Source organism: Nonlabens sp. SCSIO 43208 (assembly GCF_050703575.1).
Classification (GTDB): Bacteria; Bacteroidota; Bacteroidia; order Flavobacteriales; family Flavobacteriaceae; genus Nonlabens; species Nonlabens tegetincola.
The window spans coordinates 2,067,708-2,089,393 of sequence record NZ_CP065365.1; the positions used below are offsets into that span (position 1 = coordinate 2,067,708).

At 33.2% G+C, this 21,686-nt stretch carries 29 protein-coding genes; 2 read left to right on the forward strand and 27 right to left on the reverse strand.

Annotated elements, in window-relative coordinates:
* Nucleotides 1-101: 101 nt before the first annotated feature.
* The 7 genes from I5168_RS09470 to I5168_RS09500 all read right to left on the reverse strand — a co-directional run bounded on the left by I5168_RS09470 (nt 102) and on the right by I5168_RS09500 (nt 4,392).
* The gene (locus I5168_RS09470) at nt 102-833 is read right to left on the reverse strand and encodes a hypothetical protein (RefSeq protein WP_431471596.1); all 732 of its coding nucleotides are present in this window, start codon (nt 831-833) and stop codon (nt 102-104) included.
* 174 nt (nt 834-1,007) lie between these two features.
* A complete protein-coding gene (locus I5168_RS09475) occupies nt 1,008-1,295 on the reverse strand; it encodes a type II toxin-antitoxin system RelE/ParE family toxin (protein WP_431471597.1) in 288 nt (95 codons plus the stop codon).
* Complete coding sequence (locus tag I5168_RS09480) at nt 1,288-1,527, reverse strand: ribbon-helix-helix domain-containing protein (protein WP_431471598.1); 240 nt, start codon at nt 1,525-1,527, stop codon at nt 1,288-1,290. The genes I5168_RS09475 and I5168_RS09480 overlap by 8 nt, the downstream gene beginning before the upstream one ends.
* Nucleotides 1,528-1,762: 235 nt before the next feature.
* Nucleotides 1,763-2,320, reverse strand: a complete 558-nt coding sequence (locus I5168_RS09485; RefSeq protein WP_431471599.1) for a hypothetical protein — start codon at nt 2,318-2,320, stop codon at nt 1,763-1,765.
* Nucleotides 2,321-2,460: 140 nt separating this feature from the next.
* Complete coding sequence (locus I5168_RS09490) at nt 2,461-2,937, reverse strand: hypothetical protein (RefSeq protein WP_431471600.1); 477 nt, start codon at nt 2,935-2,937, stop codon at nt 2,461-2,463.
* A gap of 197 nt (nt 2,938-3,134) precedes the next feature.
* Entirely contained in the window at nt 3,135-3,743 is a 609-nt protein-coding gene (locus tag I5168_RS09495; RefSeq protein WP_431471601.1) for a hypothetical protein, read from the reverse strand.
* Between the two features lie 217 nt (nt 3,744-3,960).
* The gene (locus I5168_RS09500) at nt 3,961-4,392 is read right to left on the reverse strand and encodes a hypothetical protein (protein WP_105019111.1); all 432 of its coding nucleotides are present in this window, start codon (nt 4,390-4,392) and stop codon (nt 3,961-3,963) included.
* Between the two features lie 126 nt (nt 4,393-4,518).
* Between I5168_RS09500 and I5168_RS09505 the strand changes: the two genes are divergently transcribed.
* The gene (locus tag I5168_RS09505) at nt 4,519-4,653 is read left to right on the forward strand and encodes a hypothetical protein (RefSeq protein WP_258150524.1); all 135 of its coding nucleotides are present in this window, start codon (nt 4,519-4,521) and stop codon (nt 4,651-4,653) included.
* Between the two features lie 25 nt (nt 4,654-4,678).
* On the opposite strand, the gene I5168_RS09510 is transcribed toward I5168_RS09505, so the two are convergent.
* The 17 genes from I5168_RS09510 to I5168_RS09590 all read right to left on the reverse strand — a co-directional run bounded on the left by I5168_RS09510 (nt 4,679) and on the right by I5168_RS09590 (nt 17,637).
* On the reverse strand, nt 4,679-4,972 hold the full coding sequence (locus I5168_RS09510) for a hypothetical protein (protein WP_431471602.1): 294 nt from the start codon (nt 4,970-4,972) through the stop codon (nt 4,679-4,681).
* 122 nt (nt 4,973-5,094) lie between these two features.
* The gene (locus tag I5168_RS09515) at nt 5,095-5,625 is read right to left on the reverse strand and encodes a hypothetical protein (protein ID WP_431471603.1); all 531 of its coding nucleotides are present in this window, start codon (nt 5,623-5,625) and stop codon (nt 5,095-5,097) included.
* Nucleotides 5,626-5,687: 62 nt separating this feature from the next.
* Nucleotides 5,688-6,053, reverse strand: coding sequence for a hypothetical protein (locus tag I5168_RS09520; RefSeq protein WP_431471604.1), 366 nt, complete (start codon nt 6,051-6,053; stop codon nt 5,688-5,690).
* A gap of 9 nt (nt 6,054-6,062) precedes the next feature.
* Nucleotides 6,063-6,812 (reverse strand): acetolactate decarboxylase, encoded by a 750-nt coding sequence (locus I5168_RS09525; protein ID WP_431471605.1) that lies wholly within the window; start codon nt 6,810-6,812, stop codon nt 6,063-6,065.
* Nucleotides 6,813-6,949: 137 nt separating this feature from the next.
* The gene (locus I5168_RS09530) at nt 6,950-7,390 is read right to left on the reverse strand and encodes a hypothetical protein (protein ID WP_431471606.1); all 441 of its coding nucleotides are present in this window, start codon (nt 7,388-7,390) and stop codon (nt 6,950-6,952) included.
* Between the two features lie 378 nt (nt 7,391-7,768).
* Complete coding sequence (locus I5168_RS09535) at nt 7,769-8,278, reverse strand: hypothetical protein (RefSeq protein WP_431471607.1); 510 nt, start codon at nt 8,276-8,278, stop codon at nt 7,769-7,771.
* 274 nt (nt 8,279-8,552) lie between these two features.
* Nucleotides 8,553-9,761, reverse strand: a complete 1,209-nt coding sequence (locus tag I5168_RS09540; protein ID WP_431471608.1) for a GTP-binding protein — start codon at nt 9,759-9,761, stop codon at nt 8,553-8,555.
* A gap of 405 nt (nt 9,762-10,166) precedes the next feature.
* On the reverse strand, nt 10,167-10,616 hold the full coding sequence (locus I5168_RS09545; protein ID WP_431471609.1) for a GNAT family N-acetyltransferase: 450 nt from the start codon (nt 10,614-10,616) through the stop codon (nt 10,167-10,169).
* A gap of 116 nt (nt 10,617-10,732) precedes the next feature.
* A complete protein-coding gene (locus I5168_RS09550) occupies nt 10,733-11,284 on the reverse strand; it encodes a DinB family protein (RefSeq protein ID WP_431471610.1) in 552 nt (183 codons plus the stop codon).
* Nucleotides 11,285-11,326: 42 nt separating this feature from the next.
* Entirely contained in the window at nt 11,327-12,292 is a 966-nt protein-coding gene (locus I5168_RS09555; protein WP_431471611.1) for a hypothetical protein, read from the reverse strand.
* 124 nt (nt 12,293-12,416) lie between these two features.
* Nucleotides 12,417-13,109 (reverse strand): DUF6624 domain-containing protein, encoded by a 693-nt coding sequence (locus I5168_RS09560; RefSeq protein WP_431471612.1) that lies wholly within the window; start codon nt 13,107-13,109, stop codon nt 12,417-12,419.
* Between the two features lie 234 nt (nt 13,110-13,343).
* Nucleotides 13,344-13,796, reverse strand: a complete 453-nt coding sequence (locus tag I5168_RS09565) for a carboxymuconolactone decarboxylase family protein (protein WP_431471613.1) — start codon at nt 13,794-13,796, stop codon at nt 13,344-13,346.
* Between the two features lie 62 nt (nt 13,797-13,858).
* Nucleotides 13,859-14,446: a Crp/Fnr family transcriptional regulator gene (locus tag I5168_RS09570; RefSeq protein ID WP_431471614.1), complete on the reverse strand. Its 588-nt coding sequence runs from the start codon at nt 14,444-14,446 to the stop codon at nt 13,859-13,861.
* Nucleotides 14,447-14,509: 63 nt separating this feature from the next.
* On the reverse strand, nt 14,510-15,217 hold the full coding sequence (locus tag I5168_RS09575) for a DUF559 domain-containing protein (protein ID WP_431471615.1): 708 nt from the start codon (nt 15,215-15,217) through the stop codon (nt 14,510-14,512).
* 219 nt (nt 15,218-15,436) lie between these two features.
* Entirely contained in the window at nt 15,437-15,883 is a 447-nt protein-coding gene (locus I5168_RS09580) for a hypothetical protein (RefSeq protein WP_431471616.1), read from the reverse strand.
* A gap of 298 nt (nt 15,884-16,181) precedes the next feature.
* A complete protein-coding gene (locus I5168_RS09585) occupies nt 16,182-16,577 on the reverse strand; it encodes a hypothetical protein (RefSeq protein WP_431471617.1) in 396 nt (131 codons plus the stop codon).
* A 139-nt stretch (nt 16,578-16,716) separates the two neighbouring features.
* Nucleotides 16,717-17,637 carry a LysR family transcriptional regulator gene (locus tag I5168_RS09590; RefSeq protein ID WP_431471618.1) on the reverse strand — a complete coding sequence of 307 codons (921 nt, stop codon included), beginning with the start codon at nt 17,635-17,637 and terminating at the stop codon, nt 16,717-16,719.
* Nucleotides 17,638-17,729: 92 nt separating this feature from the next.
* Between I5168_RS09590 and I5168_RS09595 the strand changes: the two genes are divergently transcribed.
* The gene (locus I5168_RS09595; protein WP_042279147.1) at nt 17,730-18,320 is read left to right on the forward strand and encodes an NAD(P)H-dependent oxidoreductase; all 591 of its coding nucleotides are present in this window, start codon (nt 17,730-17,732) and stop codon (nt 18,318-18,320) included.
* A 167-nt stretch (nt 18,321-18,487) separates the two neighbouring features.
* Here I5168_RS09595 and I5168_RS09600 read toward each other — a convergent pair whose 3' ends face one another.
* The 3 genes from I5168_RS09600 to I5168_RS09610 form a co-directional block, all read right to left on the reverse strand.
* Nucleotides 18,488-19,549, reverse strand: a complete 1,062-nt coding sequence (locus tag I5168_RS09600) for an acyltransferase family protein (RefSeq protein ID WP_431471619.1) — start codon at nt 19,547-19,549, stop codon at nt 18,488-18,490.
* Nucleotides 19,550-19,695: 146 nt separating this feature from the next.
* The gene (locus I5168_RS09605; protein WP_431471620.1) at nt 19,696-20,154 is read right to left on the reverse strand and encodes a RidA family protein; all 459 of its coding nucleotides are present in this window, start codon (nt 20,152-20,154) and stop codon (nt 19,696-19,698) included.
* A gap of 155 nt (nt 20,155-20,309) precedes the next feature.
* Entirely contained in the window at nt 20,310-21,554 is a 1,245-nt protein-coding gene (locus tag I5168_RS09610) for a serine hydrolase domain-containing protein (RefSeq protein WP_431471621.1), read from the reverse strand.
* Nucleotides 21,555-21,686 lie beyond the last annotated feature (132 nt).

A 21,686-nucleotide genomic window follows, 5' to 3' on the forward strand; every position in this document is an offset into this window, starting at 1 on the left:
ATTTAGTTTTCTCAAATATACTTAATTAGAAAAAATCATAGTAAAAATTTTCGGATGAGCAAAAACCGAGCAATTGTGTATAGCCGGTGTTACCTGCTGGCTTACTCGCTATATATTTCAATCAACTTATTAAATTCAGTATCATATGAATACGTGCATCCCATACAATTTGAAATAGTTGTATTTCTTGTTTTCAATCGCTCAATTATTTGACTTTGCGTTTCATTTATTTCCCCAAGTTGTATAAGACCAATTGTACCTAAAGCTTGAAGTTCTGGTGAAAATGCGGTTAACCATTTATTCAAACTCTCAATGTCTTTTCGCTTAACATATTTCATCATTTTTGAAGATTCATCTGAAATTGAACTTCCACTATAACCGCAACCAAAGCCTACTACATATTCCGCTAATATTTGAGTTTTTAATTCCTTTTCAGTTAGTTGAGAATTATAAAGTGAATTATGTATTTTGATGTATGATTTAATTTTGTTTTCCGCAGGTTTAATTTCTTCTGTGTGTTTTATCTTTTCGTTATAAGAGTCAAATTTCGAAATCCAACCAAACATTAGCTTTCCGTTTTTGCTAAGGAAGTTTATTTTAATATAATCATCTATAGTTATTCGATTTTGTTGGTATCCGCTATCTACTGGTCTTTTGAACTCATAGTAAACTAAAAACGCATTCCTCTCTTTAATATATTTCGAGGTTATTAAACTGTCAAATTCTTGAACTGTTTCGAAGGCAGATATTTTTTGCTTTAACTCCTCAAATTTGAGCTGAGCATTTGCAGTATTAAATATAATTATAAATAAAAAGGTTAATGTTATTTTCATTAGTTTTTAAAGCTTGCAGGTAACACGCTCAACTCATGGCCAGTTCACTCAGTTCTATAGTGCAGGGTAGTCGTTGGTTTGGTTAGTGTTTGGTTTTCTCAAATATACCCAAACCGTGAAAAAAGAGTTGTTTTTCACCTCATTTCTTTGAGGACAATAGTTTTTAAATTCCCATTAAAATTTTTCATTCAAATCTTGTCTTCCAACTATAGTCACTATTTCCACAATATTGTTATTGACTTTATAGAAAATACTATCAACTCCACATACGCAACGTCTATATCCTTTTTTAATATAGTCTACAGATTCAAAGGAAAAAGGACGTTCAGCGATAATATCAAAATATTCAAAAAAAGACTCAAAATATTTATCTGCTTGGATCATTCCGAATTTTTTAACTCCGTAATGGTGAATCCGAATCAAGTCATTTTTCGCTTCATTCGTCAGTTTGTATTTAGCCATTTAACAAAGACTTCGATTGAGCTAAAATACTTTCTTTACTATCATTCGTAAATCCGCTATTTTCAGCATTTTCAATTTTAGCTCGAATCCAATCAATTTGAATTTGCTGTTTTCGGGCTTGTCTAATTAAATCGTTAACTAATTCGCTTTTGCTAGAATATTCTTTACTGTCCACTTGGGCTTTTAGCCATTCATCGTTTGGTTTTGTAAAAGAAATACTTTGTCTTGACATAATTACATATTTTGATGTAAAAATACACCAAATACGAACCATTCCCAAATAGTAGCTAACATACACAGGTCATGGTGAGTTCACACAGCATTTTTGGACTTCTAAAGTGAACGGTAGCTGTTGGTTTGGTTAGTATTTTGTTTTCTGAACGATACCCAAACCACAGAAAATTTCGCAGGAATTTTCGGATGAGCAGGAACCGAGTGATTTTGTATAGCCAGTGTTGCCATAGGTATTATTCGATTATTGTCTTTTTCAACTTCTGGAAAGGTTTCCATTCATCAGAAGGATAACTATCTATTATTAAAGTTGAGTCTTTTGAAACTACGCTATTTACTATTCCACCGTGAGCAGCAAACGAACTAGTTGTAATTTTCTCTTGAGTGAGATGATAAATGGCATCTTTAATCAATCGTAATTGGTTGGCTGTTAATTCAACACTATCTATCTTTCTATTCAATTTCTTGTATTCATACCAGACTTTTACCTCTTCATCTTCTTTAGGAGGATCTGGTGGTCCAGGTTCTCCCAGGTACTTAGCATAATTCGCATAATATACCTTTCCATCAGAGTAAATATTAATTATTTCTGTATCGCCACCCCATTCGCCGTATTCATTGTTAGTGTGAGCTAATTCGATGCTATTCCATTTGTCGATATATCGTAATTCATCATTTTTGTTACTATCGGTTATATATAAATAATTGGACTGACTATTTTCTATTTTGTCGTATCTATCAATACAACTAGCAATTAAAATTCCAATTAAAAATTTTAGCAGGATATTTTTCATAATTATGAGCAACAGTCTAGTATAAGTGTTAGTTACGTGTTAAAATACGCAGACTTTTCGTTTTAGCACAGTTGTTAGCAATTCCGAGTGGATTCGGACGCAGTCGAATCTGCTGTAATAGCGATTATATATTGTTATGCCTAGTTTTTTATCCATTCAAAGTCAAGTACGTCACGTAATCTATTCAGACTTTCTCTCGATAAATATTTAAAAGCTAGACCAATAAATGCATATCTAATTATTAAAATGTGTCCGATTACTACTAAAATAAAAATTGGATTTGGCTCTTCTTTTCCGATCAATATTGCTATTAAAATTGCAATAATTGGAAAGCAAAGAATAATACTTAATAAAATCCGAAAGGCTTTATGTATTTCAACTTTCACGTTTCCTTTGTCAACTTCAATTGCTCCAATCATTACGCAAAAAGCTCCTTTTCCGATTGCAGATGATATTAGTTTAAATTCGTTTCCGTTTATTATTCCGCGAAACGATTTGTCGGTAAGTTGAGAAGTCAGATTTTCAGACTTATCCGTTCTCCGATTCAGTCGATTCAGCGTTTCAGCTTGGTCATCTATCAGCTTAAAATTCAGTTCTTTGGTAGGGAATATTTTCATTTCTCAAACTAGGCACAACACACACGCACAGGTTATAGCGAGTTTACTCAGAATACTTCGCCTTCTATATAGTGCGGTAGTCGTTGGTTTGGTTAGTGTTTTGTTTTCTCAAAGATACTTAATTAGAATATACATAGCAGGCATTTTCGGATGAGCAATGCCTAAGCTATTGCATATAGGTCGTGTTCTAGATCATATTATCTTTCAGCTAAATAAACTTTTTCGTCGATTAAAATCTTGATCAGAGTATCCTTGTCTCGTTCTATGTTCGCGACAATGACTGGTTGCGTAGCGTAAACTATTCCACAATAGGGAGCTCTTACTGTTTCGCCACCCCATATTATGGGTTCTAACTTAATTTCAATGTTCTGGTTTTTATATTTTTGAAAATCAAATATCATTGTTCGCGCATCTATTTGACTAGATATCTCCACTTCGCTAATTTTATCTAAATTTTCGAGAATTACCTCACCATCAAAATTTGGTTTCATTTTTTTGATAATTTTTTTCGAAGCATCTTTCAAAACAATTTCAGCAAGCCAAGCTGGGTTATCATCAATTGCTGAGATAATAGTCATTTTTTGACGATCTGGGATTTCTGATTGGGATTTAATCGTGATATTTTTCGTAGATGTGATTATTGGAAGCGATGATTCCTTATCAAAAATTAATGTAAGTGTGCTGTCATTTAATTGGTAAATACCTTTGTGCTTCACGACCTCATTGCCATTAGTTTCAATAATTCTAAATTTCGAGTCTGTGAGTATTATTTTCGATGCTAAGGCATTACTTCTAGAATAATACATCTTTGTAGCGCAGCTAGAAAGTACAATCCCTATAAATACTAAGTAATAAATCGTTCTTATGGTCATATGATGCACAACGGTCTAGTGTAACCGTCAGTTACGGGTTTAAAGTTAATGATTTCCGGTTTAGCACAGTTGTTAGCAATTCCGAGTGGATTCGGACGCAGTCAGAATCTGCTGTAATAGTGATTATATATTGTGGTAAAACGTTTTTTTCTTACATCTTAATATTCCTGTCGAGCCAATTCTTTGCAAAAAGCTTTTTATCATCAGCCAAAAGTTCTTTTAGGGATACTTTTTCAAAATATGTACAACCAGAACAAACAGAAACTAATTCATCAGAATTTTTTATTTCAGAAATCAAATTCAATTCAGTTTCATTTAGTTTGTATTTTTTGACCTCGGTTAGTCTTTCAAGTATTATAACCGACATATATTTTTCCGCGTTATTTTTAGATTTCAGTCGTTTAGAAATCCACTTGTAATTTTGGTTATATAGTTTTTGAGTATACTTTTCTACCGTTTTTGAAGGTTGACCAGCAAAGTAACAAGCAAATCCAACCATTTCATTTCTATCCACATTTTCTTGAGCGTTCATAACGCTAAAAATTCCTATTAAAAATGTAATTATTATAATTTTAGCTCGCATTTTTCTCAATTGTTTTTACAACACGCACAGGTTATAGCGAGTTTACTCAGAATACTTCGCCTTCTATATAGTGCGGTAGTCGTTGGTTTGGTTAGTGTTTTGTTTTCTCAAATATACCCAAACGGTGTGAAAAAGAATTGTATTTTACCTCAGTTCTTCTTAATTGTATGTATGCAGTACGCTTTCGCGAAAGCGGAATATCAACCTAAATCTCTAATTTCAATAAGTATCCAAGAATACATTTTTATGTCATTTACATAGAAGTATGAAATTGCAGCAAACAATTTTACAGAATGGATATGATAAGTAATATTACACTGATACAAAGTATAAAACAAAGAATAGTAAGGAGCGTGATTCTTCTATTTTCCTTTATTATTTTATTCTTAATATCAGATTTGATTAAATTTAATTCGGCATCAGAGATATTGGGTGATTGTTGTTTGTACTTACCTGTATCCTTACCACGACCACCAATTCGATTTTTTAATCTGGCTTTGGACTTTTTTGAAGAAAGTAACTGTTTGTTGTTTTTTAATTTTCTATTTAAATCTATTAAGTGTCCAAGTCCTAATGCCATTTTACTAATATTTGAATAGGTTAATGTGCAGGTTTAAATAGTAAGGAAGTTTAAAAAACAATCGGCTAATCTGATATAAAAGTGCAGATTCATAGTCAATGGTATGAACAATAGACCTTTGGTTACTGTAAATAAATGCCTATATCCGAAATATCAAAGATTACAGATGATTTTTTTACATTAAAACAGGCGCTACCTATATTGTAATCTATATTAAATTCTATTTGATTTTCATTAGGAAACATAATTCCAAATTCGTCCAATTTATAATATCTAAAATCAATCCAATTCATACATTCCTCGATTTCAGGAATTTTGGAGTCTAATTCATGCTTGGTTTTAAGTTTTTCATTTATCAATTGTTCTAACTTTTTGGTATTTTGATTGAAAAACTCAGTGTTTTTTACAACTGTGGTATCTGCTTGTCTTATTCTTAGAATCTCGTAATCGTATGAATATCTTCCTTTATAATCTGCTATTCCGGTAGCACGAAAAAGATGGTTCTTAAACTCACAGGTTTTTATAAGAATATCACTGGACAAATTTGAATCGCTTTTAGTTTCAGTGTAGCATTTAACAGTATAGGTGATTTCTTCCTTTTGCTTGCAGCTAATTGTGGCCGCAAATGCAATAACTAATATTAAGATTCTCATTTAATAATTTTTTTGAATATCACCGATATGAAACAACATTACGTTTACCACCTAAATCTAGGTTATTTTGTTATTAGTTTACTGTCTAGATGAGTTTTTTCATTTATAAATTCAATTGTTTTATTCACTTGTTTTAGGTCAGCGCCTTGCAATCCTATTTTTATTTTTTGATCGTCCGTTATTAGAGTCAGATTTGCATTGGTTTCATATATTTTGCCATTACCTAATCCTGTCCAAATTTCTATAAGCATACTAAAAATAGAAAACATCCAGTTTGTTTCTTTTTCATTAAGTGTTATACTTCTAATTTCAGAGTATAAGTAAGAGCCAGAACTTGTCGGATCTGAAACATCTAAGATTTTTACCTGGTTTGCATCAAGAATAAATTTTAATTCCGGATGATCTCTTAAAACAAAAACGGAAGACATTTTAATAGGCTATTTATTAGGTAAAAATAATTTCATGTCCTTAATTTCTACCTCGTCAAGATGTCCCATTTGAAGCTCATCCTGCGTTATTAAATGCATGTGTACAAAGCTATCGTGATGTGTAAAAATTCCCTTATGCTCGGTAGAGTAGAAGCCTACAATCTCCACAGCCTCATCATATAATTTATAATTTACTTGACCATGGTGTGCTTCCTGCGGTGATGAAACTACAGCACCATCAGGTAGATTTTGAATATGAATGTGAGCGCTTACAACATGACCAGCGAGCTTAAAAGCAAGTGGTTTTTTCATGTCCTTGACCTGGTTACTGATGAACGTTTCTAATTGTTTAATGTTCTTTAGACTAGCAGGAACGTCCACTTGTTGCCATTCTTTTACATGGGTATAAACAAAAAAGGGCGCACCGACTTTATAAGTTTTGGTCACTTTCATAGCGGAATCTGTCACCACGGTAGACACATAGCTACTACCATCGTTGATGAGTAATTCACCTTGTAGGTAACTCACGGGACCAATCCCATAAAGTCCTTTTTTATTGGAAATACTATCTAACTGTATGTTACTGTCCAGTTCACCTTTCCACATGACATTTCTCATGGCACTCACCACTTCAACGTCGGCATAGGTTTTTTCTTCCTCAGTGGTTTTTTTCTTTTCGGCTGAATGACAACCTAAAAGTAGGCTGGCTAGCACAGCAATTGCAGTATACGGTAATTTCATAGGATTTGTGGTGGTCATACTTTTAGTAAGACTAAGATACAGCAATCCTATCAAACCGTTTTTCTGCCTGCAAGGACTACATAATGCTAATGGTTATTGGTTTTTACGCTTTCGCGAAAGCGTAATCCTTATAGAGTAAGTTTGTACCTATCATTTTAGGTACTGTTTTTTGTGTAGCCGTTACTCTTGAGTTTCATTTTTAATACTTTAATAGTTTTCAAAATTTCGGTTCTATTTTTTGCATCCTTTATCCACTTAGGTAGTTGGCTTATGACACTTCTATTAATATTTGGCTTTCGTTCTCTTAATTCTGCACGAACATAATCTTCTAAAAATTTTAAGTGATTAAGGTTCTGAGCCCACAATACATTTTTACAACACGAGGCTTGTAGATAGTCTTTTAATTCAATTGACGAAATTGGGAACGATTGATATAGCATCGTTTGATTCTTAAGTTCCTTATTAAATCCACAATGAATACAAACAATTCTAGGAGGAATGTAGTCTATGGGTTTCTTACAATTTGGACATTCTATCGTACGGAATTTTCCAAATTCAGTTAACAATTTTCCATTATCGTTAAATCGCTTATTCATTTGAAGATGAATTACCTAGAACTATTTTATTTAGTCTAGTTAATCGGTTGGTTTAGTGTTTAAACTATAAAAATAATATATAATAACAGGTTGAAAAATCGTGAGTATCTTCAGAAATAGGATAGAACAAGCAATCACTAATTGCCCTTGTTTTTAAAAGTATTTATTTTACGTTTTTATTTATTTCAAACATTTTTTATAAATAGCATTCAGATTTATTGTTCCTTGCAAACCATAATCTTGAATTTCCTTGACTTCCCCATTTTCGTAAGTGACTTTTAATATTCCGTTAAGGATTAAAGATAATAATTTTCGAGTAGCACTGACGTTAGCAATTCCAAGTTGATTGGCAGTTAGTAGTACATTTGGCAATACGGATTATATAGATTTATAGGTTGTTTTAATTTCATTCTTAAACTTCCATTCTAAATATGTTCTGATACCGAAGAAGAAAGGAAAACGTGCTTTAGATCCGCCTGAATAAATGATATTATAAGAAATTCCATTACTTCTAGGTACTACTTCAAAACGTAAAAGAGAGATCAATTTTTTGTCTTTCTTCCAATCTCGTATTAAATATCCGTTTTCTCCACCAGTGTAGGACCATTCAAGTTTGTCCAAACTATTTTTCACAATTTCAATATTTTTTCTTTTAGAAAATTGATTTTTAAGCGTTTTAAAATTTCTTTCCGTAAGAAGTTTATATAGAAATAATAATGTTAGAAAAGAATATAACGTAAGAATAACTAGAACTAAAATTGGTAATTCAGAGATTTTAAGATTTTTGAAAAGTATATTAATTAAAAATGATACTGGAGCAACAGGTATCAATAAAAACCCCATAATACTTGAGAACCAATAATCGTTATTTACTTTTATTTTCTTCAAATGGATTAGTTATTAATTACCTACAAAAGCCTTTGAGAATGGCAAGTTCAAACAAAATGCGCGGCCTACCATAAAGTAAAGAAGTCTTTGGTGTGGTTAGTTCTTTGTTTCTCAAATATACCCAAATCGTAAAAGAAATAGCACGAATGAGAACTCCAAAAACTAGCCTTCTTGGTTATTATATCAGATTGCTCTATGATTTGTTTTATGCTAGAAATTAATTGAAAAAAATGCTCTTAGGTTATCTCTTTATTGATTAAGGTATTCAAGTCGATTAATAAGCTCTTTGTACAGGCCAGTTATCTTCATATCCAATTAACCATTTTCCAGTAGCTAACTCTTCTTCTGTGGCAAGACAATCATTTAATTGCGATTTTATAAGGCCTTCATCCATATCCTGACCTATGAAGACAATTTCATTCTTCCTATCTCCATATGTACTATCCCAATCCTTTTCTATTTCTTGTTGATTATTAATAAAAACTGAATTATTAAACCTCTCACCAAAAGACATACTAGCCCACCAAACTCCAGCACTGTCTGTTCTTAAAGAGCCACCTGCTTGTCCCCAAACAAGTGCTTGTTTAGGACGTGAGGCTATCCAAAATAAACCTTTACTTCTAATAATATTCATCGGGAATTTGTTTTGTATATAGTCTCTAAACCTTATAGGATCAAAAGGCTCTTTAGAACGATAAACAAATGAGCCAATACCATATTCTTCAGTTTCTGGAGTATGTTCATCTTTGTTAAGCTCTTCTATCCATCCAGCACTTTGCTCTGCTTTTGCAAAATCAAACAAATTAGTATTCAATATCTCTTTTGGATTTATCCGGCTAAATGAGGACTCAAGAATCTTTGCAGATGGATTCAATTTTCTAATAGCAGCTTTTAATACTCCAAGATGATCGGCGGTAACCAAATCGGTTTTGTTTAGCACGATAACATTGGCAAATTCGATTTGGTCTGTTAGTAAGTTTACAATGGTTCTAAAGTCATTCTCAATATCGGTAAGTTCTCGATCTATTAATGTTTCTGGACTTCCAAAATCTTTGAAAAAATTAAAAGCATCTACAACTGTGACCATGGTGTCTACATAACTAAATCGAGATAAATCGATACCGCTTTCTTCATCTATAAAAGAAAAGGTTTGTGCTACAGGAACCGGTTCACTTATACCTGTACTTTCTATAAGTAAATAATCAAATCTATTTTCTTTTGCCAATCTTTCTACTTCTACCATTAAATCCTCACGTAGAGTACAACAAATACAACCGTTGCTCATTTCAACGAGTTTTTCCTCTGTACGGGAAAGAGTGTTTTCGCTTTTTACCAAATCAGCATCCACATTTACTTCGCTCATATCGTTTACAATTACGGCTACCTTTAACCCTTCCTTGTTATGCAAAATATGATTAAGTAAAGTTGTCTTTCCTGCACCTAAAAATCCGCTCAAAACGGTTACTGGCAATTTCTTATGCATACCTATTTGTATTAAAAATTTTTAGCAAAAATAGTTCAAAATGACACTAATGCAACTTTGTTGCGTTTGTATTTCTGTAAGAACTTACTTTATTGTGATAGTGAAAAAGTTGTAATGGCTACTATGACATTAGTAAAATTGAGTTCATGCAGGAAATATCGGCCTTTACAATCCATTGTAGCCCATGACTTAATTGCTATTTTATTTATTCTTAAACATGCGCAAATCAATACCGATAAAGTAGGAGTAAGGAGTAAGAAAACAAACCCTTTTTATAATAACATCAGGATTACCTGATTATCTATGTTCTACAGGCTTAATTAAATAGAAAGTGCTAAATAGCTACGTTTTTTATCTCAGTTCTTTGTGGTGTGAAAGTGTTCATTTTTCTAATAAAAGAACTTTTTAATCTTCCTTGTAGACATTAGGATCGTGTTTCTCCATGTAAAATTCTGGATTTGGAATTTCTGTAAATCCGAATTTCTTGTATAACCATTCAGCCGTATTGGTAAGTAGAATCCAGCGTCTTAACCCTTGTAGGTTGGGATGATTCATAATTTCTTCCATGAGCCACTTGCTCAAACCATTACCGCGATATTCATTTAAAACATAGACGTCACCTAGGTAAGCAATAGTAGAGAAGTCTGAAATTACCCTAGCAAAACCAATTTGTTGACCTTGATCATATACACCAAAACACAAAGAATTTTCAATCGACTTCTTTACAGTGTCAATAGGAATACCATATGCCCAATCGGTTTCTTTAGAAAGAAATTCATGAATACTAATCAGGTCCAATTTGCTTTTATCTGTCGAAATAGTAAAATTATTTCTCTGAGCTTCTATATGGGTCATGATTGGTTGTAATTAAGTAGGTCGCGTAAGGCTTCAACCACAAATTTAAAGCAATAAGAAATGATTTGAGCAATTAGATAATCATTATAACCCTTGCAACACCTAAAACAAATACACTACTGATAAAGAACATACCTAGGCGGTTTTAAACCATTTAAACGCAAGTGGACAAGCATTTGACCTCTATGATGGGTAATATGATCGGTAAGTAATAATAAAATTTGTCTTTTAGTTCTATTGGCACCAAAATAATCCAGTCGCTCGCTTAATTTATTCGTATCAAAACTTTTGATAAACGCTATAGTAAGATTAAAGGTTTCTTTGATTTTGGCAATCATCTCCGCTTTACTTTTTTTATCCACTTTTAGTTCTGTATCGGTGTTCCAATCTCTAGCAGGTCTTCCGCCCATTAAGGATTGACTGTGCCAATCCATGGCCCAACCTATATGCATTAAGTTTTCGGCAAAACTGAGAGATTCTTCAGTAGGGCGATAGGAGTATTGCTCTTCGGGCATGGTTTCTGCCACCAGAATCAAATATTCTTTAGATCGTTCCAGCCGTTCAATATATTCATTGATAAAGTCATCTTCTTGCGCTATAGCAGGTTGCACAGCAAAAAGCAAAGCAACTAATAGAGTGAAATAAAAAAAGTACGAGGTATTTTTCATGGAACTAGGTTTTTTTTTCAGAAGAACATTTAGGTTTTTCAATTACTGTTCAAATAGGTTTTCTAGGTGGAGCGATTCTGTTTCGATAAAATAAATACTCCATTCACCGTATTCATAATTACCTAAATTTTCTGCACGGCTAAAAAAGAAATACTTGCCGTCTCTAGAAAATCGAGGACTGCTTTCCTCATCCTTTGTGTTGATCAGGCTTCCTATAGGTTTGGCCTTGCTCCAACCGTCAACTGTTTTTTTTGAAATGAATATATCTTCACCACCGGTTCCTCCTGGAGCATCGTAAGAGTTAAAGACAAGATACTCACCATTTGGAGAAAGTACAGCAGAATAAATCCAGGTTTTATCATCATCAAAAATGCCATTAATCACTTCGGGTTGTGAAAATGTTTCTCCATCATAGGTAGTTGTATACAGTTTTACACTTTGGGTACCGCGCATCATCGTGGTGTAATAGTACCTGTAATTGTCGTTGGAAAAAAAGAAATTATTGTTGGATGACGGCCATTCTTCCTCTTTAATTTGAACTTCATTAATAGGTTCTGGTAAAGGTTTTGGATCGCTCCATCCATCTTTAGTTTTTTCCATCATCCAGATATTCATATCAAAATTCCCTTGATTGGGTTTATCAGGAATCGGTCGTTCTGATCCAAAGAAAAAATACTTGCCATCAGGAGAAATAAAGGCCGTTTCGTCACGGTCTGTCGAGAATTGGGCTAGGGTAGGAGTTGACCAGGATTCATTTATAAATCGAGTGACATAGATCTTTTGTTTTTCTCCTGGAGCTCTTCTAGAAAAGTAGGCTGTAAGTCCATCTGGAGTAAAGGTAATATCAAACTCGCTATTGTCACTAGTTGAAATTACTCCTTCGGCAAAAGGAGTAGGCGTGGTGATAGGTTGTGAGGCGTAGGCTATTTGGGATGTTTTTTCCTTACTGTCACAGCCTATCAAACCGATGACAATAGCGACTGCTAGGGTTACAATAAAATACTTCAAACTCTTTTAATTTTTTGATTGATTGACTGCATGCACCTCTAACCAGTCGTTAAGCATGAGTCATAATCTTTTAAAGATAGATAAAAAAGAGTTTATGTAAGTTAATTAGTTGTTGTAAAAGATGTTACAGTTCATTTACTTCATTTAACGTGTACAATTGGAACTCTACATCCATACTTTTTAGGTATTCTTCAAGGCTTTGGTCAAATCCAACTTCCTTTCTCCTCAAATTAACCGAATCTGCATTTTTAACAGGCCACAAGAAATAGATCCATGCCCCTTGTTTATTGGCTTTTCCTTTGATTTGAGTTCCATAAATCTGTTCTTGACCTTGCTCCATCAGGTTCCTATCTTCCATCATCGCAAGGGATGTTTGAGCTATGTCACCAGCCGCTGCAGCCTTTCTAATCAATGGTAAATAGGTGCCTATTTGTTTGGAATGCTGTATGACGTAAAAAGCCGCTTTATTTGCAGGTTCTCCTACTAGGGATTTACCAGGATAGCCATATTCTTCAATGATTTTTTCGATTTTAGCTAGATTAATACTGTCAATTTGTTGCATGAGTTCAAATCGTTTATTTCCTTCAATATCCGATTCATTGATTTGCATTTGTACTAGCAATACTGTTTTTCTTTCATCACTTACATTTCCATTTACAAGTTCCCTTATTCCTTGATCTTTGATTAAAATGGTTTCCAATTCATTTTTCAAATCCATATTCATTTCCACGTGATCGGAGTGATCCTTTACATCTTGTTTTTTACAACTTATAAAGCTTATCATTAACACGATAATTACCATTTTATGAATATTCATTTTCATATTGTTATAAGGTTACAAGTAGGCTTAAGCATTTAATTGTGGTTAAAGATACCATGTTTTAAGTAACAAGAATAGGAAAACCTATGCCTATAGATGCTTGCTCATTAAAGGTATGACACTAATTATACACTAGGATGGTGGTGTTTACGCTTTCGCGAAAGCGTAATCCATAAAGGTCTATTTTGATCAAGTAGGATCTATCTGAAAAATGTTTAAATACCTATGTTTTTAACGATTCACTTTGTACTTACCAGCCTCTATTTGAAATGTTTTCATTAATCTGGTCCATGTATTGATTTGAGCAATCGCTAAAGTTAAAGTGATGATCTCATCATTGATGAAAAAACTACTTAAAGCATCATATTGAGCATTTGAAATAGGTTTACCGTTAAGTGTAGTAAGTACTTCTGTAAAACGCAATACCGCTCTTTCCTTATCGGTATAAAAACTTGTTTCTTCCCAAACCACGAGCGTGGACAAACGTAAATCGGTTTCTCCCAAGTTCTTCAATTCTTTGTAATGCATATCAACACAGTAGGCACATCCATTAATTTGTGCTACCCTTAGGCGCATTAATTCTAATAATGTTATATCTAGGTTTGAGTTATTGATATAGTTTTCTAAACCTATTAGTTTTTCCAATACGTTATTAGAGATTTCTTTAAATGATATTCGTTCCATGTTTTATTTGTTTTATTCGGAACAAATGTATTTTTCAGAAATACGAAATAAGTTAAGATATCTTAATAAACAAGTTTTGCTCTTATCGTGCTTAAATGTTGAGGTGTGATTTCTAAATAGGAAGCGATCATGTATTGTGGTACGCGCTGTGCGAAGTCAGGTAGAGCTGAAATGAATTTTTCATACCTGCTTTTACTGTCCAATTTAAGATAGAACTCGCTGCGCCTTTGAATGGCGATAAGCCAATTTTCGGTTATTTTTCTGAATGCTCGTTCAAGGCTGGGAATTTGCTCGAATACGTGTTCTAGATCAGATTTTCTTATTTGTAATACAGTGGTATTTTCCAATGCTTGTATGTAACTCTCAGATGGTGTTTCACTTTTATAACTATGCCAATTAGTAAGCCACCAATTCTCCATAGCAAATTGAGTTATTTTTTCATTTCCATTACTGTCAATGTAAAAGGTTCTAGTTAAACCGTTTAAAATAAAGTACTGATATCTACAAATATTGCCTGATTCTAGAAGGAATTCAGATTTTTTTGTTTTACGAATTTCCATTAATCTGAACATAAGGTCAACTTCTTCCTGAGCTATATAGGCATATCTATTTAAATACTTGGATAATTGTTCTTTTTCGGTCAGCATCATTATTTATTAATAGCTTAATTGGGTTATGTGTAAATATATTTTCATAAACCAACAATCTTATTATCATTTTATATAAGGTTTACCTATATCAAAAATAGCTAATCTGTGTTCTATAAGGGATCTTCGCGCCAACTGATGAAAGTCTACAGTATGTTGAAAATCGTCAGGATGTAATTGAAAACGATAATTATGAAGCTTTTGTTCTTGATTCAAAAAATACCAATATTTAATAGCATGGATAAGTCCATTAGTTGTTTTCATAATCCAATGTTCTATAGCTTCTTGCTTTTCTGAACCAGTAATTTCATTTTTTTCTAAATCGATAATATCCATATATTCTCTTTTTGATTCAGAATAAGGAGATCGATATATTTTCCAATCAAATGTTGCAAGTTTAGTATCTCTTTTAAAATCCCTTTCAATGTCATGATAATTGGAACCATCAACTTCAAGACCTATTTTTAGATCTGGATTGGCAAAATCAATAAAGAAATTTTTGACAGGATATTGTGGATATAATGGAACATTTATATAAGATATATCTTCCCAAGTCCTTTTTTCTAAATAAGAAAAACTAGAGTACCAATTAAAAGGATATTTTCCGTAAAAAGCGAGTCTATTTTGAGAAAAATATTCTGTTCTTTTTGATTTCGATATTTTATAATATTCTCCATAAATAAGCCATTTGTCTTTAATACTTCTGGCATTATTGTAAGCTTGTTTTAATTTTTCAATTTGGTAATAATATTCAAAAACTTTTGATAAATCCATTTGATGACATTTAAAATTCATCATCAAAAATGAAGAGAGAACATTATAAAATTGTCTTCATATTATGGTTTTATTTTAAGTTTATTTTTGTTATGAAACTATTACGCCATGAACAGAAAAATCTAAAGAATTGATATCATGCTGAAAAAGCGAGTAATTGAATATGTAATGAAAATTGAATAAGACAATTTTCTCTTTAGATTTTTGCTCTAATCGTTTTTATTTTTTCATTTTAAAATTTAGTCTATCTTTTTTAAAATGATATCCGATTTCTTCAAAACTTCTCTCTTCAATTATTTTCTTTTCTTTATTTGATAAAACAAAGCTCATTTTTGTTATCCAAGTATTTGAAACATTTGAGAAGTCAGATTCGATTATTTTTTCATCTGAGTCTAATTCAATTTCATATTCTTTTGTAAGCAGTAATAGTTTAGAGCCGCGTGAAGTTTTTAAAGATTTACGAGTGAGTATGGTACAATTCATAAACAAAAAACCATTTAAATTTTGAAAACTGATCCAAAGTTGACCTTGTTTGGATTCTGCTATTTTTTTACCCGTAATGTTTTTAATTTTCCCTTCGGTATAGGTATCAACGTGTAACCTTTCCATAGCTCTAATATTTCCAAGAGCAGCTAAAATTTGATCTTTTTTTCTTAAAAAACTCATGAACTGTAATTTTCAAGTAGGTTTTAAATGACCGAAAAACATACATGCATGGTTTGTTTATTTAGAAACATGTTATTCCAGATTGCAAGTTGGTCTTTGGTGTGGCTAATGCTTATCCTTTCAAATATACTTAAATCATCAAGAATCTAGCTTTGTTTTTTGATGGGTATACCTAGATTGCTTATTTATAACAACTGATTATACTTAAATACTTTATTCTTTAAATAAACTTTTGAATGTGCTGTCCACGGAATAAATGCAACCAGAATTATCTAGTCACAGCAATTCAGGGTTTTCATCAAATGGTAAAAACGGAATTTTTAGAAGTTAAGTTTTGTAAAATACTTGCATCTGTTAATGTGTCTTTTTCCAAATAAAGAAATACTTTACAAGCTCCACAAGTGTTACATAAATCCCTAAAACTCATTAATTCTACCTGACTAAAATCAGTAATACTAGTATGAATGGGTTGAAAAACGACAGTTGCAATTTTAGTAAGTTTATTATTGGTCGTTACTTGGGCAATACTCTTTTTTAATTCAGTACATGCATGATCAAAATTAGCAACTAACAGCCTATCATTTGAGTATTTTAATTGTGGATAAGAAGTAATGGATTTTAAAGTGCGAATATTTCTAATTTCAATCTTATCTAGGTATAATTTGACATAAAGAATGTCCTTAGGAAAAAACATATTGAGTTAGTAGTATTTGTGGTTACAACATAATTTATAATTTGAAGGAAGATTTAATAGGGTAGAACATAATAGTGCTCATTTAACTCTATAAAAATGGTTTATAGTCTGCATTACTCATATTTTGACAAACTTCTGGCTATACACCAAGCACCGAAGTATTCTTCATTTTTCTTATAAAGATATCTTTGATACAGTTGATCTCTTTCTTAAATTTTAAATCTTCTCTAGTAGCGAAATATAAGGTATTTGAAACAGCCTTTTTACCACGCCAGACAAGTTTTACTTTATTACTTTCAATTGATGATTTGACCAAAAAATCGGGAACAATGGCAAATCCGTTGTTATTTTCAATACATCTTATGATAGAACCAATATTCGGTAAAATATAATTAGGTTTAAAATCTACTCGCTTCTTAAAACTCTCGTACCAAAAGCGTCTAAAATGCTCCATTTCATTAGAAGCACTGTACCATACTCTTGTTTTTAATTCGGATTCTAAAAGATCGAAATTCTGTTCCTCGATTAATGCTGTAATCTGTTTGACATCTGTATCGCTACCAGCAACCATAACAATATGTTCTTGCGCAAACGCCTCGTACTGTGTAAGCGTGTACTTATCATGTTTACGAGGTGTGATAACTAGATCAAGCAAACCTTTATTCAAATCTTTCATTAGGTCTTGATGTTCTCCAAATTTTGCCACTAGATTAAAGGGTAAAGTAGGCACTTCATTTTCAAGAATGCTTTGGAACGTTTCTGTACACATGCCTATATTAATAGAAGGAATAACATCTTTTGAAGTTCTTTTAAAGTGCTGTTCGGCGCGTTCTAATTTTTTAATAGGTTCAATGATATTGCTGTACAAGAGCTTGCCGTCTTTAGTAGGAATCATTTTCCTAGATGTACGTTCAAATAGCTTTTTACCAATGTAGGATTCCAGCGCATTTAAATGAACACTTACTCCTGGTTGTGAGGTATATAAATATTCAGCTGCCTTAGTCAAGGTGTGTTTTTCATAAATCGCTATGAATGTCCTATACCATTCTAAATTCATCATGTATTAAAATATTTATACAAATGTATAATTTATATTATTTTTATAATACATGTACGGCCTGTAGTTTTGTCTAAAATTTGAATTTAGAAACAATGAAAAATATCTTTATTATCAATGGTGGTCATGCTTTTGCACATTCACCTGGCCGATTCAATAGAACCTTATTAGAAACTACAGTTTCCTATTTACAGTCTACTGGTAATTATACAATTAAAACCACTCAAGTAGGCGATAGTTATGAGTTACAAGAAGAAGTGGACAAATTCGTTTGGGCCGATGTTATCATTTATCACACACCTATTTGGTGGTTTCAACTACCTTTTGGTTTTAAGGAATACCTGGATAAAGTTTTTACAGCCGGACACCAAAAAGGCATTTATAAAAGTGATGGTAGGAGCAGGAGCAATCCTGCAATAAACTATGGTACAGGTGGTAGTTTGCATGGTAAAAAGTACCTACTTACCACCAGTTGGAATGCACCGCAAGAGGCTTTTACTCTTAAAAATGAGTTTTTCAATCAAACCAGCGTCGATGATGGACCTTTGTTCGGTTTTCACAAAATGAATCAATTCATCGGTCTTAGTTTACTGGGCACTACTCATTTTCATGATATTGAAAAAAATGCCGATGTTGAAAAAGAGCTAACCAAATACCACCATTTTTTGGACCAACATTTTAATTAGATAAAGTCTGAGTATTAACATAGGGTTTTGAATTAGTACGCTTTCGCGAAAGCGTACTCAACAACCCAACAACTTTCAACTCCATGATTATCTAGATTGTTTTGCGGGATCCTGTCATTCCTGCAGATATACCTTATTGATGGGTTGTGCAACTTTGGTTATCAAAATTAATAGAAGTGCTTTTTCAATCTTAAAAAGGGCTTTTCAAATACACGATAGGAGATGATACTCACAAGTATTGTGAGCAGTAATGCACTAGCCGATAGTAATAGCCAATGCGAGAATTGTAATACGGGAATAAATTTCAACAGCAACAAGATGATAATGGTATGGTATAAGTACAAACCATAGGTGTATAAACCCAACTTTGTCAACCAGGAATTGTTACTTATTCTTAGCGGATTGCTTCCCAAGGTAAAGAGAATACAAACTGAGAAAAGTATTCCCCATAATAAAGGAAAAAGATAATCTATTTGTTCCCATTCTAGGTTAGGTATAGTGAATACTACGCCTAGTGTTATTAATGCAAAAAGGTATTTGACTGCCTTAGGAATTTTATTGAGTTGCTCAATCGTGTGTTTTTTATACATGAACAAGTACGCAGGTATAGCACCAAAGGCAAAATAGTCCAGATGTGTAAATAAATCTATAGGAGCAATGTCGTAATACGCATAAATAAACCGCACCATATGAGCGAGCAATATACAACAAAGCGATAGAGGAAGAATGCGTTTGACTGGCAGCAAATAGAATAAAATGCCCCAAAGAATATAAAAATGTTCCTCTATACAAATGGACCACATTACTCGTAAAGGAGCACCATCGGGAAATTGATCGGTGATCATCATCATGTAATTTTCTGCAAATAGTAAGGATACCCATAGCCTAGGTTCATAGCCTTGATTTTCAAAAGGAATATGGAATAGCCTGAGTAAAAAAGGCGATAAGTAAGCAAATGCTACTAGCAAATAAAATAACGGCCAGATCCTAAGAATTCTGCGTGCAAAAAACTTTTTAAGGGAAATACTACCACGGTTTTCCTTTTCATAAAGTAGGATGTATGTAATAAGAAAACCACTCAATACAAAGAAGAAAATTACACCTATAGAACCGCTTTTTAAGAAAAAATCGACATAGGGAATATTGGTTTTGGGTAAATGCAATAGAAACACCAGTAAAAAGGCAAAAAAACGCATGGCGTCAAAGGTGTGAAAATGCGTTCTACTCATTCCTTGTGGTGGTTGTATCTCGTGTTGGGTTTTAAGTTTCTAAAAGTACAATTTCAATAACTATTTGATCGATTATTCCATAACGAATAGCAACTATACCTTATAATCAGTTTATTTATGGAATGTTTTATTCAATCAATAGCTGCCTAATTGTGTAACGTACAAGTAACCGTTAACCCAACGCAGAAGTTGCGAGGCAGGTCGTGCACTCCAAAAATTGCCCTACTGTGTTGTCCTTTCTCTTCCAGAATTTTTATAAATAAATCAGAGGCTCCATTAACTACCTGCGGTGATTCATCCCAATCGGGTGCAGCTTGATAATACGCATCTATGTGGTTAATCCCTAGTAGATTATCAAAGCCTATTTTTTCCTTTATTTGCGCTAGTACGTTTAACGCGCACAATTCCATGGCTTGGTATCCTTGCTGTGTGGTCACTTCTTTTCCCAGTTTTCCTTGAAATTTATAGGTTCCATTTAAAATGGGAAATTGTATCGCTATATAGGCAATACGACCTCTTACATTAACCGAAACATAACTACCACCTGGAGTGGAAGCTTCTGGTAAGTTGTAGCCTAATTTTTTTAAATTTTTCAGTTCGTTCATGATGGCTGTGTGTGCAGGTTTAACGTGTTTGTTGTTATAGAGTAGTGGTGTGGTGTTTACGCTTTCGCGAAAGCGGAATAACCTTCCTACTATTAGGTACGATTAATCATAGTCAAGAGCTAAAAACTGCGATTACTATTGCATACAATAAGGCTTTATGACTGCTTGCTACTGCTTTTGAATATAAAAATAGCGCCGATAATAATTAGAAGATAACCTACCAGCAACAAGGTCAAAAGGTAGGATTTATTGCGTTGCATTACTACGTAATCGGCAATTCCTGCTTTCCAGAAGATCCATTCATCTGCCATGCGCGATGCGATATCATAATTACCCGTTTCCAGAATAATGATACCGTCCTTGGATTTAAGGTCAATTCTAGCCGCCGTATTGATGGCATTATTACCGCTACCATCGTGCCCAATTATTTGAGAGTCTTTGTCATTTTGACTATAAAGATGAGGTCCCAAACCATAAATACCAGTGGTGCCTATAAAGGTTTCGGCAGTGGCCATTTCATTAATAGTTGAGCTTGAAAGCACGGGATTTTCAGACACATTTGCGTTTAAAAATTTAGCTAGATCGTGAGTAGTAGTGTACAATCCGGCAGCAGCTAGTGCGGTGAACCTGTTCATAGGTCGTATCTCACCGTTTTCTTTATAGACTTGGGCTAGTTGTTTATTGGTTGCGTCCTGATATTGAAAGGTAGAATGGTACATTTCTAAAGGGTCAAGAACCTCGTTTTTCATATACTGGGTAAAGGGTTGACCGCTTACTTCTTCAATAAGTAATTGTAGGATGGTATAACCAGCGCCAGAATACAAGTACTGGCTTCCAGGTTCAACTCCTACCATTGCCACACCATCAGAGTAATCTGTGTCTGCAGCTTTATTTAGGGATTCTTCAATTGTTTGTATGCTGTCAGTAGCCGCAAAACCACTGTAACCTAAATCGTCAATCAATCCTGAGGAATGTGATAATAAGCGTCTTACTGTTACTTTATTGTTGTCAAAATCACTGTCGGGCAATTGCCATCGAGTTAGGTACTTATCAACCGGTGTGTCTAGATCTATGTTACCTTGTTGTACCAGTTTTAAAACTCCAAACGAGGTGATCCATTTACTTATAGAGGCAACAGGAAAAACGGTATTTTGATCTACGTTACCTTGTTGGGCATAGAAATATTCTTGTGAAACCTCACCGTTTTCTATAAGAGTCATGGCAAAATTGCCCACGAACTCTTGATCCACCACATCCTGGGTAGCGTTTATAAAACTATCAGAAGTTTTTTTTGAGGTAATAGGGCGCAATAGAAAGCCGTCAATAAATCCAAAGCCTACAAATGCTGTCCAAATTACAAGCGCGAGTAAAACGAGCGCAATTCTTTTTATTTTTTTCATTGGTTAGTGTTGCTTGTGTGGTTTAAAGCTAGTAAAAAAATGGCGTGTAGTTTGATTTTTTATTGATGTTGCAATTATAATTATGCTAGAAACTAATCGAAAAAACCCTTGGTTTTTAGCTTAGTTCATTGT